This is a genomic window from Roseivivax sediminis, assembly GCF_900112685.1.
GTDB lineage: Bacteria > Pseudomonadota > Alphaproteobacteria > Rhodobacterales > Rhodobacteraceae > Roseivivax > Roseivivax sediminis.
On sequence record NZ_FOMS01000009.1, the window covers coordinates 201296 to 214372 of the forward strand.

The 13077-nt window shown below is 67.1% G+C and carries 11 protein-coding genes; 6 read left to right on the top strand and 5 right to left on the bottom strand.

The window, feature by feature from the left end; genetic code table 11:
• The first annotated feature begins 11 nt into the window (after positions 1–11).
• Complete coding sequence (locus F3H57_RS15145) at positions 12–1040, top strand: histone deacetylase family protein (protein ID WP_149756761.1); 1029 nt, start codon at positions 12–14, stop codon at positions 1038–1040.
• On the opposite strand, the gene F3H57_RS15150 is transcribed toward F3H57_RS15145, so the two are convergent.
• From F3H57_RS15150 to F3H57_RS15165, 4 genes are all read right to left on the bottom strand, one after another.
• Positions 1037–1666, bottom strand: coding sequence for a nucleoside/nucleotide kinase family protein (locus F3H57_RS15150; protein ID WP_149756762.1), 630 nt, complete (start codon positions 1664–1666; stop codon positions 1037–1039). The two genes, F3H57_RS15145 and F3H57_RS15150, sit on opposite strands and share 4 nt — an antisense overlap.
• A 153-nt stretch (positions 1667–1819) precedes the next feature.
• Positions 1820–4594, bottom strand: a complete 2775-nt coding sequence (fdhF, locus tag F3H57_RS15155; protein ID WP_149756763.1) for a formate dehydrogenase subunit alpha — start codon at positions 4592–4594, stop codon at positions 1820–1822.
• A gap of 1 nt (position 4595) precedes the next feature.
• Entirely contained in the window at positions 4596–6287 is a 1692-nt protein-coding gene (locus F3H57_RS15160) for an NAD(P)H-dependent oxidoreductase subunit E (RefSeq protein WP_149756764.1), read from the bottom strand.
• A gap of 83 nt (positions 6288–6370) precedes the next feature.
• Positions 6371–7258, bottom strand: a complete 888-nt coding sequence (locus F3H57_RS15165) for a LysR family transcriptional regulator (protein WP_149756765.1) — start codon at positions 7256–7258, stop codon at positions 6371–6373.
• A gap of 167 nt (positions 7259–7425) precedes the next feature.
• Here F3H57_RS15165 and F3H57_RS15170 point away from each other — a divergent pair, with 167 nt between their 5' ends.
• From F3H57_RS15170 to F3H57_RS15190, 5 genes are all read left to right on the top strand, one after another.
• Positions 7426–8580: a succinate--CoA ligase subunit beta gene (locus F3H57_RS15170; RefSeq protein WP_149756766.1), complete on the top strand. Its 1155-nt coding sequence runs from the start codon at positions 7426–7428 to the stop codon at positions 8578–8580.
• An 11-nt stretch (positions 8581–8591) separates the two neighbouring features.
• Positions 8592–9470: a succinate--CoA ligase subunit alpha gene (sucD, locus tag F3H57_RS15175; protein ID WP_149756767.1), complete on the top strand. Its 879-nt coding sequence runs from the start codon at positions 8592–8594 to the stop codon at positions 9468–9470.
• 14 nt (positions 9471–9484) lie between these two features.
• Positions 9485–10480: an NAD(P)H-quinone oxidoreductase gene (locus F3H57_RS15180; protein ID WP_223163092.1), complete on the top strand. Its 996-nt coding sequence runs from the start codon at positions 9485–9487 to the stop codon at positions 10478–10480.
• A 107-nt stretch (positions 10481–10587) separates the two neighbouring features.
• Positions 10588–11463, top strand: a complete 876-nt coding sequence (locus F3H57_RS15185) for a dihydroneopterin aldolase (protein WP_149756768.1) — start codon at positions 10588–10590, stop codon at positions 11461–11463.
• Positions 11460–11936 (top strand): dihydrofolate reductase, encoded by a 477-nt coding sequence (locus F3H57_RS15190; protein WP_149756769.1) that lies wholly within the window; start codon positions 11460–11462, stop codon positions 11934–11936. Before F3H57_RS15185 ends, F3H57_RS15190 begins: the two co-directional genes overlap by 4 nt.
• A gap of 33 nt (positions 11937–11969) precedes the next feature.
• Here the strand turns inward: F3H57_RS15190 and folD are convergent, their stop codons facing one another.
• Positions 11970–12863, bottom strand: coding sequence for a bifunctional methylenetetrahydrofolate dehydrogenase/methenyltetrahydrofolate cyclohydrolase FolD (gene folD, locus F3H57_RS15195; RefSeq protein ID WP_149756770.1), 894 nt, complete (start codon positions 12861–12863; stop codon positions 11970–11972).
• Positions 12864–13077: the final 214 nt, after the last annotated feature.

The following is a 13077-nucleotide window of genomic DNA, read 5'->3' on the forward strand; positions in this document are numbered from 1 at the left end:
GAGATCGTCCCATGCGCTGCTTCTACGCCCCCGAGACCGAAGCGCACGACCCGTCCTTCCGCCTGACCAACGGACGGGTGCAGCAGAACGCCGAACGGCCGGAGCGCGCGCGGCTCTTGCGCGCGGCGCTGGACCAGGCCGGCCTCACCACCGAAGAGCCGCCAGCCTTCGATCGCGCGGCGTACGAAGCGGTGCACACGCCGCGCTTTCTGGATTTCCTTCAGACCGCGTGGGAGACGTGGCAGACCCTGCCCGGCGCATCAGAGGAGGTGATCCCCAACGCCTTTCCCCGGCTTGGCACGCAACGCTATCCCGAAAGCTTCGTGGGCCGCGCCGGATGGCACGCGGGCGACGTGTCGGCCCCGATCGGGCCGGGAAGTTGGCAGGCGACTCAGCGCGCCGCCGATTGCGCGCTCGCCGCTGCGGACGCGGTGCTGGACGGGGCGTGGTCCGCCTACGCGCTCTCCCGTCCGCCGGGGCACCACACCAGCGCGGAGGTGGCGGCCGGCCATTGCCTGATGAACGTCTCGGCCATCGCGGCAGAGCGGCTGCGCAGCCGGCACGGGCGGGTGGCCGTGCTCGACATCGACACCCATCACGGCAATGGCACGCAGGACATTTTCTACGAGCGCGGAGACGTGCTGTTCGTGTCGGTCCACACCGACACGGCGAATTATTACCCCTTCTTCACCGGCTACGCGGAAGAGACGGGGCGCGGGAAGGGCGAGGGATTCAACCTGAACCTGCCCGTCCCCGCGACGACGGAGGAGGAGGACTGGTGCGCGGCCATCGGCGTGGGCCTCGAGCGGATCGCCGCGTTCGCGCCGGACGCGCTGGTGCTGAGCCTCGGGCTCGACGCCCATCGCGACGATCCGCTCAAGGGGATGCGCGTCGGCGATGCGGGCTTCACGCGGGCGGCACGAATGATCCGGGAGGCCGGCTATCCGACGGTGCTGGTGCAGGAGGGCGGCTACCTGTCGGACAGCCTGACGGCGGCGATGGCGGCGTTCCTCGAGGGTTGGCTAGAGAGCGACGCCTAGGGCACGAGGCGCAGGTCCGCCGGGCGGCTGCGCTCAATCACGGTGCGGCCGTTCGGCAGATCGTTTTCTTCGAGCTTCTCGCGGATCTCCACGTCGCTGAGCCCGTGCCCTTCCCAGCGCGCGGACAGACGGCGGCGCAGCTCCCCCTCATCCACGTCGATCAGGACGGTCAGGTCGAAGAGCGGCGCGAGCCGGTCCCAGGGCGGATCCTGCAACAGGAGGTAGTTGCCCTCGACAAGAACCAGATCGGCACTGCACGGGATCGCGGCGGCGCCGGTGCGGGCGATCTCGATCTCGCGGTCGAAGACCGGCACGACGATCTCGTCCTCCGCGTTGTCGCGCAGGCGCGCGATCATGTGGGCGAGGCCCGGGACATCGAAGGTGTGCGGCGCGCCCTTTCGGGGGCGCAGCCCGCGGGGCACCAGCAGTCGGTCGTCATAATGGTAGCCGTCCATCGCCAGCACCGCGGCACGGCCGGGGCTGTCGCGATTGAGCGCCTCCGCCAGCTTGCTTGCGGTGGTGGACTTGCCCGATCCCGGCGCACCGACGATGGCGATGATCCGGCGCCCCGGTGGAAGGGCCGCGATGCGCTGAGCGAGCGCGTCCTGGGTTACCGTCTGCGTCATCGCCTCTCGTTGCCCGCCTCCGTCGGGCGGAGCGTACCGGGAGCGGCGCGGCGGAGCAATCGCCGGGATGACGTCCCCCGGAACGCAAACGAGGCCCGGCGGGCCGGGCCTCGTTTCGGATTGCTTTCTATCGGGGCCGGGTGGCCGCTGCCATCATTCGGCGGCGATGGCCTCGGCCTTTTCGACCCGGACGGCACCGAACTTGAACTCCGGGATCTTGCCGTAGGGGTCCAGAGCGGAGTTGGTCAGGATGTTTGCCGCCGCCTCCACGTAGGCGAAGGGCAGGAAGACGTTGTCCTCGGCCACAGCGCGGTCGGACCGCGCCATCACCCGGACCGACCCGCGGCGCGTGGTCAGCCGGATGTAGTCTCCGGGCTCCACGCCCAGGGCCCGCAGCGTCTTGGGATGCATCGAACAGTTGGCCTCCGGCTCCACCGCGTCGAGCACGCTGGCGCGGCGGGTCATCGACCCGGTGTGCCAGTGCTCAAGCTGCCGGCCGGTGATCAGCACGAACGGATATTCCTCGTCCGGGAACTCCGCCGGCGGGATCACGCTCGCGGGCGTCATCTTCGCCCGGCCCTCGGGCCGCGGGAAGCCGTCGCCGAACACGATGGGCTGGCCCGGATCGTCCTCGGACAGCGACGGATAGGTGACCGCCGTCTTCTGCAGCCGGTCCCACGTGATGTTGTCGAACGACTTCATGTTCAACTTCATCTCCGCGAAGACCTCGCTCGGATCGGTGTAGGTCCAGCCGAGGCCGAGGCGCTTGGCCAGCTCGACCTCGATCCACCAATCCTCCTTCGCCTCGCCCGGGGGCGACACCGCGGCGCGGCCGAGCTGCACCTGCCGGTTGGTGTTGGTGACCGTGCCGCTCTTTTCGTACCAGGCGGCGGAGGGCAGGATCACGTCGGCGTAGTTCGCCGTCTCGGTCATGAAGATGTCCTGCACCACTAGGTGATCGAGCTTGGCGAGCGCGTCGCGGGCGTGGTCGACGTCGGGGTCCGACATCGCCGGGTTCTCGCCCAGGATATACATCGACTTGATGTCGCCGGCATGGACCGCGTCCATGATCTCCACCACCGTCAGGCCCTTCTCGGACGAGAAGTCCTCGGATTCCCAGACATCGGTGAAGGCCTTGCGTACGCCGTCATCGGTGACCGGCTGCATGTCCGGCAGGAACATCGGGATCAGGCCCGCGTCGGACGCGCCCTGCACGTTGTTCTGGCCGCGAAGCGGGTGCAGACCGGTGCCCGGGCGGCCGACATGGCCGGTCATCAGCGCAAGGCTGATAAGGCAGCGCGAGTTGTCGGTGCCATGGATGTGCTGCGACACGCCCATGCCCCAGAAGATCATGCCCGCCTGCGCGTCCGCGAAGGTGCGGGCGACGTCGCGCAGAACGTCCGGCTCGATGCCGCAGATCTTCGACATCTCCTCGGGCGGGAAGCCCTTGAGATGCTCTTTCATCGCATCCCAGTTGTCGGTCATCGCCTCGATGTACTGGCGATCGTAGAGCCCCTCTTCGACGATCACGTGCATGATCGCGTTGAGCATCGACACGTCGGCGCCGGGCTTGAATTGCAGCATGTGCGACGCGTAGCGCATCAGCGCCGTGCCGCGCGGATCCATCACGATGAGCTTGCCGCCGCGCTTTGTGAACTGTTTGAAGTAGGTCGCGGCCACCGGATGGTTCTCGATCGGGTTGGCCCCGATGATGATCGCCACGTCGGCGTTCTCGATCTCGTTGAAGGTCGCGGTCACGGCGCCCGAGCCGATGTTCTCCATCAACGCCGCCACAGAGGAGGCATGGCACAGACGGGTGCAGTGATCGACGTTGTTGTGACCGAAGCCCTGGCGGATCATCTTCTGGAAGAGATACGCTTCTTCGTTCGAGCACTTGGCCGAGCCGAAGCCTGCGACCTCGCGCCCGCGGCCCTTCATGCCGTTGGCGGCAACATCGAGCGCCTCGTCCCAAGTGGCTTCACGGAAGTGCGTGTGGATCTGGTCCGGCTCCACGTTGAGGCCCTTGGGCGGGGCGTCGTCGCGCCGGATCAGCGGTTTGCGCAGCCGGTGCGGGTGGTGGATGTAGTCGAAGCCGAAGCGGCCCTTGACGCAGAGCCGGTTCTCGTTCGCCGGCCCGTCGATGCCCTCGGCATAGAGGACCTTGTCGTCCTTGATCTTGAGCGACAGCTGGCAGCCGACGCCGCAATAAGCACAGACGCTCTCGACCTCGCGGTCGAAGTCCTTGCTGTCGCCGACCTGGTTCTCGTCGACCACGCTCGACGGCATCAGCGCGCCGGTCGGGCAGGCCTGCACGCATTCGCCACAGGCGACGCAGGTGGAGTCGCCCATCGGATCGTCCTGGTCGAAGACGATCTTGGCGTCGTGGCCCCGGTCGGCCATGCCGATCACGTCGTTCACCTGGACCTCGCGGCAGGCGCGGACGCACAGGTTGCAATGAATGCAGGAATCGAGATTGACGGTCATCGCCACGTGGCTGGCGTCAAGCTCGGGCACGCGGCGGTCTTCGAGGCGCGGGAAACGGCTCGTTTCGATGCCGTTGAGCTTGGCCATGTCCCAGAAATGCGACGACTTGTCGTGCGCCTCTTCCTGCTCGGGCTGGTCGGCGAGCAAAAGCTCCATGACCATCTTGCGGGATTTCTCCGCCCGATCAGTATCGGTGCTCACGACCATGCCGTCGGCCGCCTGCCGGATGCAGGAGGCGACAAGGTTCCGTTCGCCCTCCACCTCGACCATGCAGGCCCGGCAGTTGCCGTCCGGGCGGTAGCCCGGTGACGGCTTGTGGCACAGGTGCGGGATGACAAGCCCGCGGCCATGCGCGGCTTCCCAGATGGTAAGTCCTTCGGGGACGGTGACGTCCTCGCCGTTGAGGCTGAAGGTCACCATGGCCGTCTGCGTTCCATCAGGCATATCAGACCTCGTCGCTGAAGTGTTTCATGGTCAGGCGGATGGCGTTCGGCGCCGCCTGTCCCAGACCGCAGATGGAGGCGTCGACCATCGCGCTGCTCAGCTCCTCGAGCAGGTCACGGTCCCAGGTGTCGGCTTCCATCAGCTTCACCGCCTTCTCGCAGCCGACGCGGCAGGGCGTGCATTGCCCGCAGCTTTCGTCCTCGAAGAAGCGCAGCATGTTGAGCGCGGCATCCCGGCAGCTGTCCTGATCGGACAGGACCACGACGGCGGCCGACCCGATGAAGGACCCGTGAGGTTGCAGCGTGTCAAAGTCGAGCGGCACGTCATCGAGTGACGCAGGGAGGAGTCCGGATGACGGGCCGCCCGGCTGGTAGGCCTTGAGAACATGGCCGTCCAGCATCCCACCTGCCGCCTCGACGATGTCGAGAATGGTGGACCCGGCGGGCAGCAGGTGAACGCCCGGGTTCTTGACGCGGCCGGAGACGGAGTAGCTCCGCAGTCCCTGGCGTCCATTCTTCTCGACGGAATTGAGTACCTGCGGGCCGTAGCGCACGATCTGCGCGACCCAGTAGAGCGATTCCACGTTGTGCACGAGCGTCGGCCTGTCGAACACGCCGATCTGCGCGACGTAGGGCGGACGGTGACGCGGAATGCCGCGCTTGCCCTCGATCGATTCGATCATCGCGCTTTCTTCGCCGCAGATATAGGCGCCCGCGCCGCGGCGCAGCTCGATATATCCTGGCTGAACGATGCCCGCGGCCTCCAGCGCCTCGATCTCCTTGGCGAGGATGTGCAGGACCGCCGGATACTCGTCGCGCATGTAGATGAAGCAGGTCTGCGCCTCGACGGCCCAGCCGGCAATCAGCATGCCCTCGAGGAAGAGGTGCGGATCGCGTTCGAGGAAATAGCGGTCCTTGAAGGTGCCGGGCTCGCCCTCGTCGCCGTTCACGGCAAGGTAGCGCGGGCCGGGATTGGCACGCACGAAGCCCCACTTGCGGTTGGACGGGAAGCCCGCACCGCCGAGGCCGCGAAGTCCGCCCTCGGCCACCTTGGCCTGCACGTCCTCCCAGTCGCCTGAAGTACGCAGACGTTCGAGTTCCTCGTAGCCGCCGTCGCTGACATATTCGTCGAGCGCGCGGTACTCGGGGATCACCGGATGGGTCTTCTTCTCGGCCACGGCCGCGAGCACGTTTTCGGGCGTGGCGTGATCGACGTGGTAATGACCGAGTTCGACCACCGGCGCGGTGTCGCAGCGGCCCATGCAGGGCGCCCGCACGACGCGGACCTCGGACGGGTCGACGCCGTCTTCCAGCGCCTTCTGCAGCGACTCCGCGCCGGCCATCTCGCAGGACAGCGAATCGCACACGCGGATCGTCAGCGCTGGCGGCGGGGTCTCGCCCTCCTTCACGACATCGAAATGCGCGTAGAAGGTCGCGACCTCGTAGACCTCGGTCTGGGCCATCTTCAATTCGCTGGCAAGCGCAGCGATGTGGTCGGCCGACAGGTGGCCGTATTCGTCCTGGATCAAGTGCAGGAACTCGATCAGAAGGTCCCGCCGCCGCGGCCGGTCGCCCAGCAGCGCCTGAACTTCCGAGAGGGCCTCGTCGCTGAATTGACGCCCTTTCGGGGTTTTCCGCGACTTTCCGGTGCCTTGCTTTTTCCAGATGCCTTTTTGATCATCCAAAGGTGCCATCATGTCCTCCCTTGACCGGTGAAGCTTTACATCGGCGCAGTGGATTGTAAATTTTCGAGTCCTTAAGCCGTGATAACGGCTCGTTATCGTTCGGCCTGTTCGGCGACGCTGCGCAAGGCTTCGAGCGTTGGCAGCCCGGTCTCCCGGAAAGCGGAAACCAGGCAGACGGATTTCTCCTGCACCGGGTCCACCAGTGGCAACGCGACCACGCCCGACAGCGGACCGAGAGAATCCACCAGCACCCGCGGCAGGACAGTGGCCGACAGGCCCTGCACCGCCATCACGATGCTGGAGGTGAAACCGCTGGTTTCCGCCACCACGTGCGGCGTCGCCCCGGCCTGCGCGAAGATCTGGTCGATGATCCGCCGGTTCTGCATTGCCGGCTCCAGAAGCGTCAGCGGGATCTGCGCCGCTTCGGCCCAGGCGATCTCCCCCTCCTCGCGCGGGGCGAGGGCGCGGGGCACCAGCAGCATGTAGGCCTCGTCGTAGAGTGGCTCCACGTGCAGAAGATCGGCGGGGGCACCGTCGGTATAAGTGATGCCGGCATCGTAACGGCCGTCCTCCAAGCCCTGCTGGATCGCCAGGGAGGACGCGGTTTCGAGGCGCACAACGATATCGGGATATTGCCGGTTCAGCTCGATCAGCAGAAGACTGACATAGCCGACGGCGGTGGGAATCACGCCCAGCTTCAAGGAGCCCGAGATCTGGCCCCTCTGACAGCGGAATTCCTGCTCGAAAAGCTCCACCTCGTCGATGATCGTGCGGGCGTGGCGGACGATCATCATGCCGTCCTCGGTGAGCCCCTGGAAACGGTTTCCACGTCGTACAATCGGGGTCTGAAGGCGGTCCTCGATCTTGCGGATGCGCATGGAGAACGCCGGCTGCGAGATCCCGCATTCATTCGCGGCGCGTGCGAAGTGCTTGTGCCGTGCGAGCGCGCTGAGGCACCGCAGGTCCTTGAGATCTATCACGTTTCCTCCCCGCCGCCGGACCGGACGCGGCTGTCAGAACAAGACCATCGTCTACGCTGCCCGCCGTTCGTGTCCCCGCCCGGTTGCGTTGACACATCGCAATTTGTGGCATACCAAGTACCACATGCGCAAGCGAACTTGCGCAGGCATTCGGGGAGGAGTGCGCCATGTTTCTGTCGGAGCATCAGTCCAAGGAACTGCTGTCGCAATACGACGTCCCCGTCCCGGCGGGGCGGCTGGCTAAGTCGTCGGAAGACGCCGAACGACGGTGCAGCGAGATTCCCGCTCGCAAGTACGTAGTCAAGGCCCAGATTACCGCAGGCGGCCGCGGTCTTGCCGGCGGCGTAAAGTTCGCCGCGACTCCCTCTGCGGTGGCCGACGAGGCGGGGCGGCTTCTCGGCTCCACCCTTGTGACAGCGCAGACCGGCAGTGCGGGAGAGCTGGTGTCCGCCGTCTCGGTCGAGGAGGCACTGACACTCGAGGCCAGTTATTTCATTGCCTTCGTGCTCGACACGGTGAGCGGTGCGCCGATGCTGCTGGCCTCCTCCGAAGGCGGGGTCGAATTCGAGCAGCGCACCCAGATGGACCCCAGCACGGTCAAGGCCCTGCCGATCGCGTCGGACACGCCGGAAGCGCGAAGCGAGCTCGAGAGCTTCCTGTCCGGCATCGGCATCACCGCGGACGCGCCGGTCGGGATCGTGATGGCCGCGCGCAAGGCGTTCATCGAAAACGACATGACGCTGCTCGAGATCAACCCTTTCGCCCGAACCGATGGCGGCAAGTGGGTCGCCGTCGACGCCAAGATCGCGCTCGACGGTGCCGCGCTCTTCCGGCATCCGGAATTCGAGGCGCTGGCCGAGAAGCAGGGTCTCACGCAGACCGAACTCGAGGCGCAGAAGAACGACATCAACCTCGTGCGCATGGACGGCACCATCGGTGTCGTCGTCAACGGGGCGGGGCTGGGCCTTGCGACCAACGACATGATCTTCGCGGACGGCGGCAAGCCGGCCAACTTCATGGACATCCGCACCACCGCCACCAGCCTCGACATCGCCCGCGGCGTGACGCTGCTGCTGGAGGAGCCACGCGCCAAGGTGATCCTGCTGAACGTCCACGGCGGCGGCATGACCGCCTGCGATACGGTGGCAGAAGGGATCTCCTTTGCCTATTCGCGGTCGGAGCGGAAGCTGCCGGTTGTCGCGCGGCTGGCCGGGCAAAACGCCGAATGGGGCCTGCGCATCCTGAAAGACCGGAAGATTCCGGTGGAGATTCACGATACAATGACCGACGCCATTGCGCGTGCCGTCGAAATCGCGCGCTGAGGGAGGGTCAAATGTCAATCTTCGTCAATTCGGACACGCGTGTGCTCGTCCAGGGCATGACCGGACGCGCCGGCACGTTCTATACCGACCAGGCGATCCGCTACGGATCGACCTATGTCGGCGGCGTGCGTCCCGGCAAGGGCGGCCGCAAGCACCTCGACCTGCCGCTGTTCGACACCGTCGCCGAGGCAAAGGATCGGACGGACGCGAACGCGAGCCTCGTGATCGTGCCGGCGCACAATGCCGCCGCCGCGATGATCGAGGCGATCGAGGCCGGCATCGGCACCGTCGTCTGCGTGACCGAACGCGTACCGCAGCACGACATGAGCCGCGTGAAGGCCGCCCTTCGCGGATCGGAGACGAGCCTCATCGGGCCGAACTCTCAGGGCATCCTGACACCCGGCCAGTGCAAGATCGGCGTCATGCCGACGGCGGACGTCAAGCCCGGCAATATCGGCATCGCCTCGCGCTCGGCCTCGCTCACCTCCGAGATCCTGAGCCAGTGCGGCCGCGCGGGGCTCGGCACCACGACCACGGTCGGCGTCGGCGGCGACAACCTGCACGGCGTCGACTTCGTCGACTGCCTGTCCCGCTTCAAGGACGATCCCGAAACCGAGGCCGTGGTGCTGATCGGAGAGATCGGCGGCCGGGCCGAAGAGGATGCCGCCGACTATCTGCGGTCCGTGGATTTCGGCAAGCCCGTGGTCGCCCTTGTGGTCGGGCGCCACGCGCCGCAGGGTCGCCGGATGGGCCATGCCGGCACCGTCTCCGCCTTCGGCGGCGGTTCGGCGGCCGAGAAGATCGACGTGCTGCGCAAGGCCGGCGCGACCGTCGCAGAAAATGCCGACCGCGTGGTCGCCGCCCTGAGCGGTCTGCGCAAGGCGGCCTGACCGAAAGGACTTAAATGACCCGCGCCGACCTGCCCGAGACGATGAACGTGATCGACATGGACGGCTCCGGCGGGCCGGAAGTGCTGATCCCGGCCACGCGCGAGCTGCCCGAACCGAAAGCCGACGAGGTGCTGATCCGCGTCGTCGCCGCCGGCATCAACGGCCCCGATCTCGTCCAGCGGCGCGGACACTACCCGCCGCCCAAGGGCGCGTCGGACCTCCTGGGGCTCGAAGTCTCGGGCGAGGTGGTCGCGGTCGGGTCCGAACAGGCGCTCTGGTCGCCCGGCGACACGGTCTGTGCGCTGACCAACGGTGGCGGATATGCCGAATACGTCGCCGTGCGCGCCGATCACTGCCTGCCGGTCCCGTCCGGCCTCAGCATGATCGACGCGGCGAGCCTGCCCGAGACGTTCTTCACCGTCTGGAGCAACGTGTTCCTCGACCAGGTCATCCCGGAAGGCGGCAATTTCCTCGTCCATGGCGGCTCTGGCGGGATCGGCTCCACCGCAATCCAGCTCGGCGCGGCGATGGGGCTGAACGTGCTCACCACGGTGGAATCCGAGGAAGCCGCGGCCTTCGCCACCTCCCTCGGCGCGACACGCACGATCCTGTTCAAGGACGAAGATTTCGTGCCCATCGTGCGCGAGGCGGGCGGCGCGGACGTGATCCTCGATATCATCGGCGGCGATTACGTGGCGCGCAACGTGAAGGCCTCGCGCGCCGACGGACGGATCGTGCAGATCGCCTTCAACGGCGGATCGAAGGTCGAGATCGACCTGATGCCGATCATGCTGAAGCGGCTGCAATATACCGGATCCACGCTGCGCTCGCGCTCCGACGCGTTCAAGGCGCGCGTCGCCGAGGAACTGCGCACCGAGGTCTGGCCGCTCTTCTCCAGCGGCGCGCTGCGCAGCGTGATCCACGAGGTCCTGCCGATGGCGGACGCCGCGGAGGGCCACCGGATGATGGAAGGCGGCAAGCATCACGGGAAGATCCTGCTGACGCCCTGACCCATAAAGGCCAGTCCGTCCGAATGCGGCGGGCCGCCCCGCCTGCAAGACAAGGATGACGCCATGACCACGCCCAGCGCACCGCCCCGACACGCGGGGAGCGGCCGATGAACACCCTGGTCGACTTTCGCCGGGAGGCCGCCCCGAAACCCGCGGGGGTGAACCGCCTGCTTCTGGGCGACTATGTCCGCAAGACCGAGATCGGCGCCTTCGGTGAAGAGCGCGGCATCGAGCAGACGCTTCGCTTCAACGTCACCGTGGAGACCGGCGCGCCCGGACCGGACGACGATGTCGACACGATCCTGAGCTACGACACGCTCGTTCAGGCAATCGACGACGTGCTGGGGGCGGAGCGGCTCGACCTGCTGGAGACGCTGGCCGACCGCGTCGCCGACCGCCTGCTGGGCCTGCCCACTGTCGGCCATGTGCAGCTGCGGGTGGAAAAGCTCGACCGCGGCCCGTTCACGCTGGGCGTGGAGATCGAGCGTTCGGCCCCCGCCGGGCTGGCGCCGCTGCCCGACCGGATTTCGGCGGGCCCGGTTCCGGTGGTGGCGATGGTCACGCCCGAGGCGGCGGGCGATCCGCGCCTTCCGGACTGGCTCGACCGTTTGGCGGAGCCGGGCCGCCCCGTGGTGCTGACCGCCTGCGCCGCGCGCAGCGCCAGCCCGGCCTCCACCGCGGAGGCGCAGCGTCAGGTCGACCTTCTGGCGATGGAGCAGGCGGCCTGGAGCATCGCCGCCCGCGATCCCCGCGCCTGCGTCGTCGACAGCCGGACGGAGCTGCAGCACGCCATGGACACCGGCCTTCTGGCGATCTGGGCGCCGAGCCGCATGGTCCGCCGGGCCCGCGAGGCCCCGGTGCGTGACGATCTGAAGGGACTCGCGCTGACCTCCTGGTTCGCGCGCAGCCTCGGCGCAGACAGCGTGCGGGTCATCGACGGGGGCGGCCCGACCGGCGCGGCGCGCCCGCTGTCCGACCGATGATCACGCTGATCGTGGCGCGGGCGCGGAATGGCGCCATCGGCCGGGACGGCACAATGCCGTGGCACCTGCCGGAGGACCTCGCCTTCTTCAAGACGGCGACCAAGGGCGGCGCGCTGATCATGGGCTCGCGCACATGGAAGAGCCTGCCGGTCCGCCCCCTGCCCGGCCGGCTGAACCTCGTCGTGTCCTCGGACCCGACTCTGTCGGAACACGTGGTGCCCGGCATCGACGCCGCGCTCGCGCGGGCCGAGGCGGAGGGCTACGAACATGTCTTCGGGATGGGCGGCGCGCGCATCTATTCGGAGATGCTGCCGCGCGCCGACCGCCTTCTGATCACCGAGGTGGACCTGTCGGTGCCGGACGCCGACACCTTCTTTCCCGAGATCGACGAAAACGAATGGCGGCTCGAGGACGAGACGGTGCTGCGCGACCGCAATCCGGTCTGCACTCTGCGAGAGCTTCGGCGCGCGTGAATCGCGGGGGCAGAGGCCCCCGCGAACGCTTCCTCAGGCGGTCAGGCCCTCGGGTTCCGGCAGACCGTTGGCGCGGCAGCACGCGGTGAGCGTGTTCGCCAAAAGGCACGCGATGGTCATCGGGCCGACGCCGCCGGGCACGGGCGTGATCGCGCCGGCGACCTCTGCCGCGCTGGCATAATCGACATCCCCGACCAGCCGGGTCTTGCCGCCCTCGCCGGGAAGACGGTTGATGCCGACGTCGATGACGGTGGCCCCCTCGCCGATCCAGTCACCCGGCACCATCTCGGGCCGGCCCACGGCGGCGACGACGATGTCGGCGCGGCGCACGACCTCAGGCAGGTCCTTCGTCCGCGAATGCGCGATGGTCACCGTGCAGCTATCGCCCAGCAGCAATTGCGCCATCGGCTTGCCGACGATGTTCGACCGGCCGACGATCACGGCATTCATCCCCGAGAGCGATCCGTGATGATGGCGCAGCATCATCAGGCACCCGAGCGGCGTGCACGGCACCATGGATTTCTGCCCGGTGCCCAGTAGCCCCACATTGGAGATGTGAAAGCCGTCCACGTCCTTGGCCGGCTCGATCGAGTTGATCACGAGGTCGGAGTTCAGGTGATCCGGCAGCGGCAGCTGCACCAGGATGCCGTGGATCGCAGGATCGACGTTCAGCTGCGCCACGAGCGCGAGAAGGTCGGCCTCCGACGTGTCGACGGGCAGGCGATGCTCCACGGAATGCATGCCGACCTCGTGGGTCTGCCGTCCCTTGTTGCGGACGTAGACCTCGCTCGCCGGGTCCTCGCCCACGAGGACGACGGCCAGCCCCGGCGTGAGCCCGTGATCGGCGCTGAGGCGGGCGACATGGTCGGCGACGCGTGCACGTACATCCGCGGCGAAAGCTTTCCCGTCAATGATGTCTGCGGTCACGTAACTCTCCCTCTTCGGTGGAATTCTGGGATGTGGGATACCAGGAACCGGTATTCACTAGACAAACAACGGATCACCATCTGTCTGATTTCCCGTAGTTTTTCAAGCCAGTAGGTAACGCTTGCTGACCAGTCATATCGGTTATGCAGCGCTGTCCGTTGCTCGCGATGCCGCGTTGCGGCATAGCCGATCCGAACAAGAATTTACCGACTGC

Coding starts and splice junctions, on each gene's coding strand:
- F3H57_RS15145 (WP_149756761.1), top strand. CDS start 12: ATGCGCTGCTTCTACGCCCCCGAGACCGAAGCGCACGACCCGTCCTTC.
- F3H57_RS15150 (WP_149756762.1), bottom strand. CDS start 1,666: ATGACGCAGACGGTAACCCAGGACGCGCTCGCTCAGCGCATCGCGGCC.
- fdhF (WP_149756763.1), bottom strand. CDS start 4,594: ATGCCTGATGGAACGCAGACGGCCATGGTGACCTTCAGCCTCAACGGC.
- F3H57_RS15160 (WP_149756764.1), bottom strand. CDS start 6,287: ATGGCACCTTTGGATGATCAAAAAGGCATCTGGAAAAAGCAAGGCACC.
- F3H57_RS15170 (WP_149756766.1), top strand. CDS start 7,426: ATGTTTCTGTCGGAGCATCAGTCCAAGGAACTGCTGTCGCAATACGAC.
- sucD (WP_149756767.1), top strand. CDS start 8,592: ATGTCAATCTTCGTCAATTCGGACACGCGTGTGCTCGTCCAGGGCATG.
- F3H57_RS15180 (WP_223163092.1), top strand. CDS start 9,485: ATGACCCGCGCCGACCTGCCCGAGACGATGAACGTGATCGACATGGAC.
- F3H57_RS15185 (WP_149756768.1), top strand. CDS start 10,588: ATGAACACCCTGGTCGACTTTCGCCGGGAGGCCGCCCCGAAACCCGCG.
- F3H57_RS15190 (WP_149756769.1), top strand. CDS start 11,460: ATGATCACGCTGATCGTGGCGCGGGCGCGGAATGGCGCCATCGGCCGG.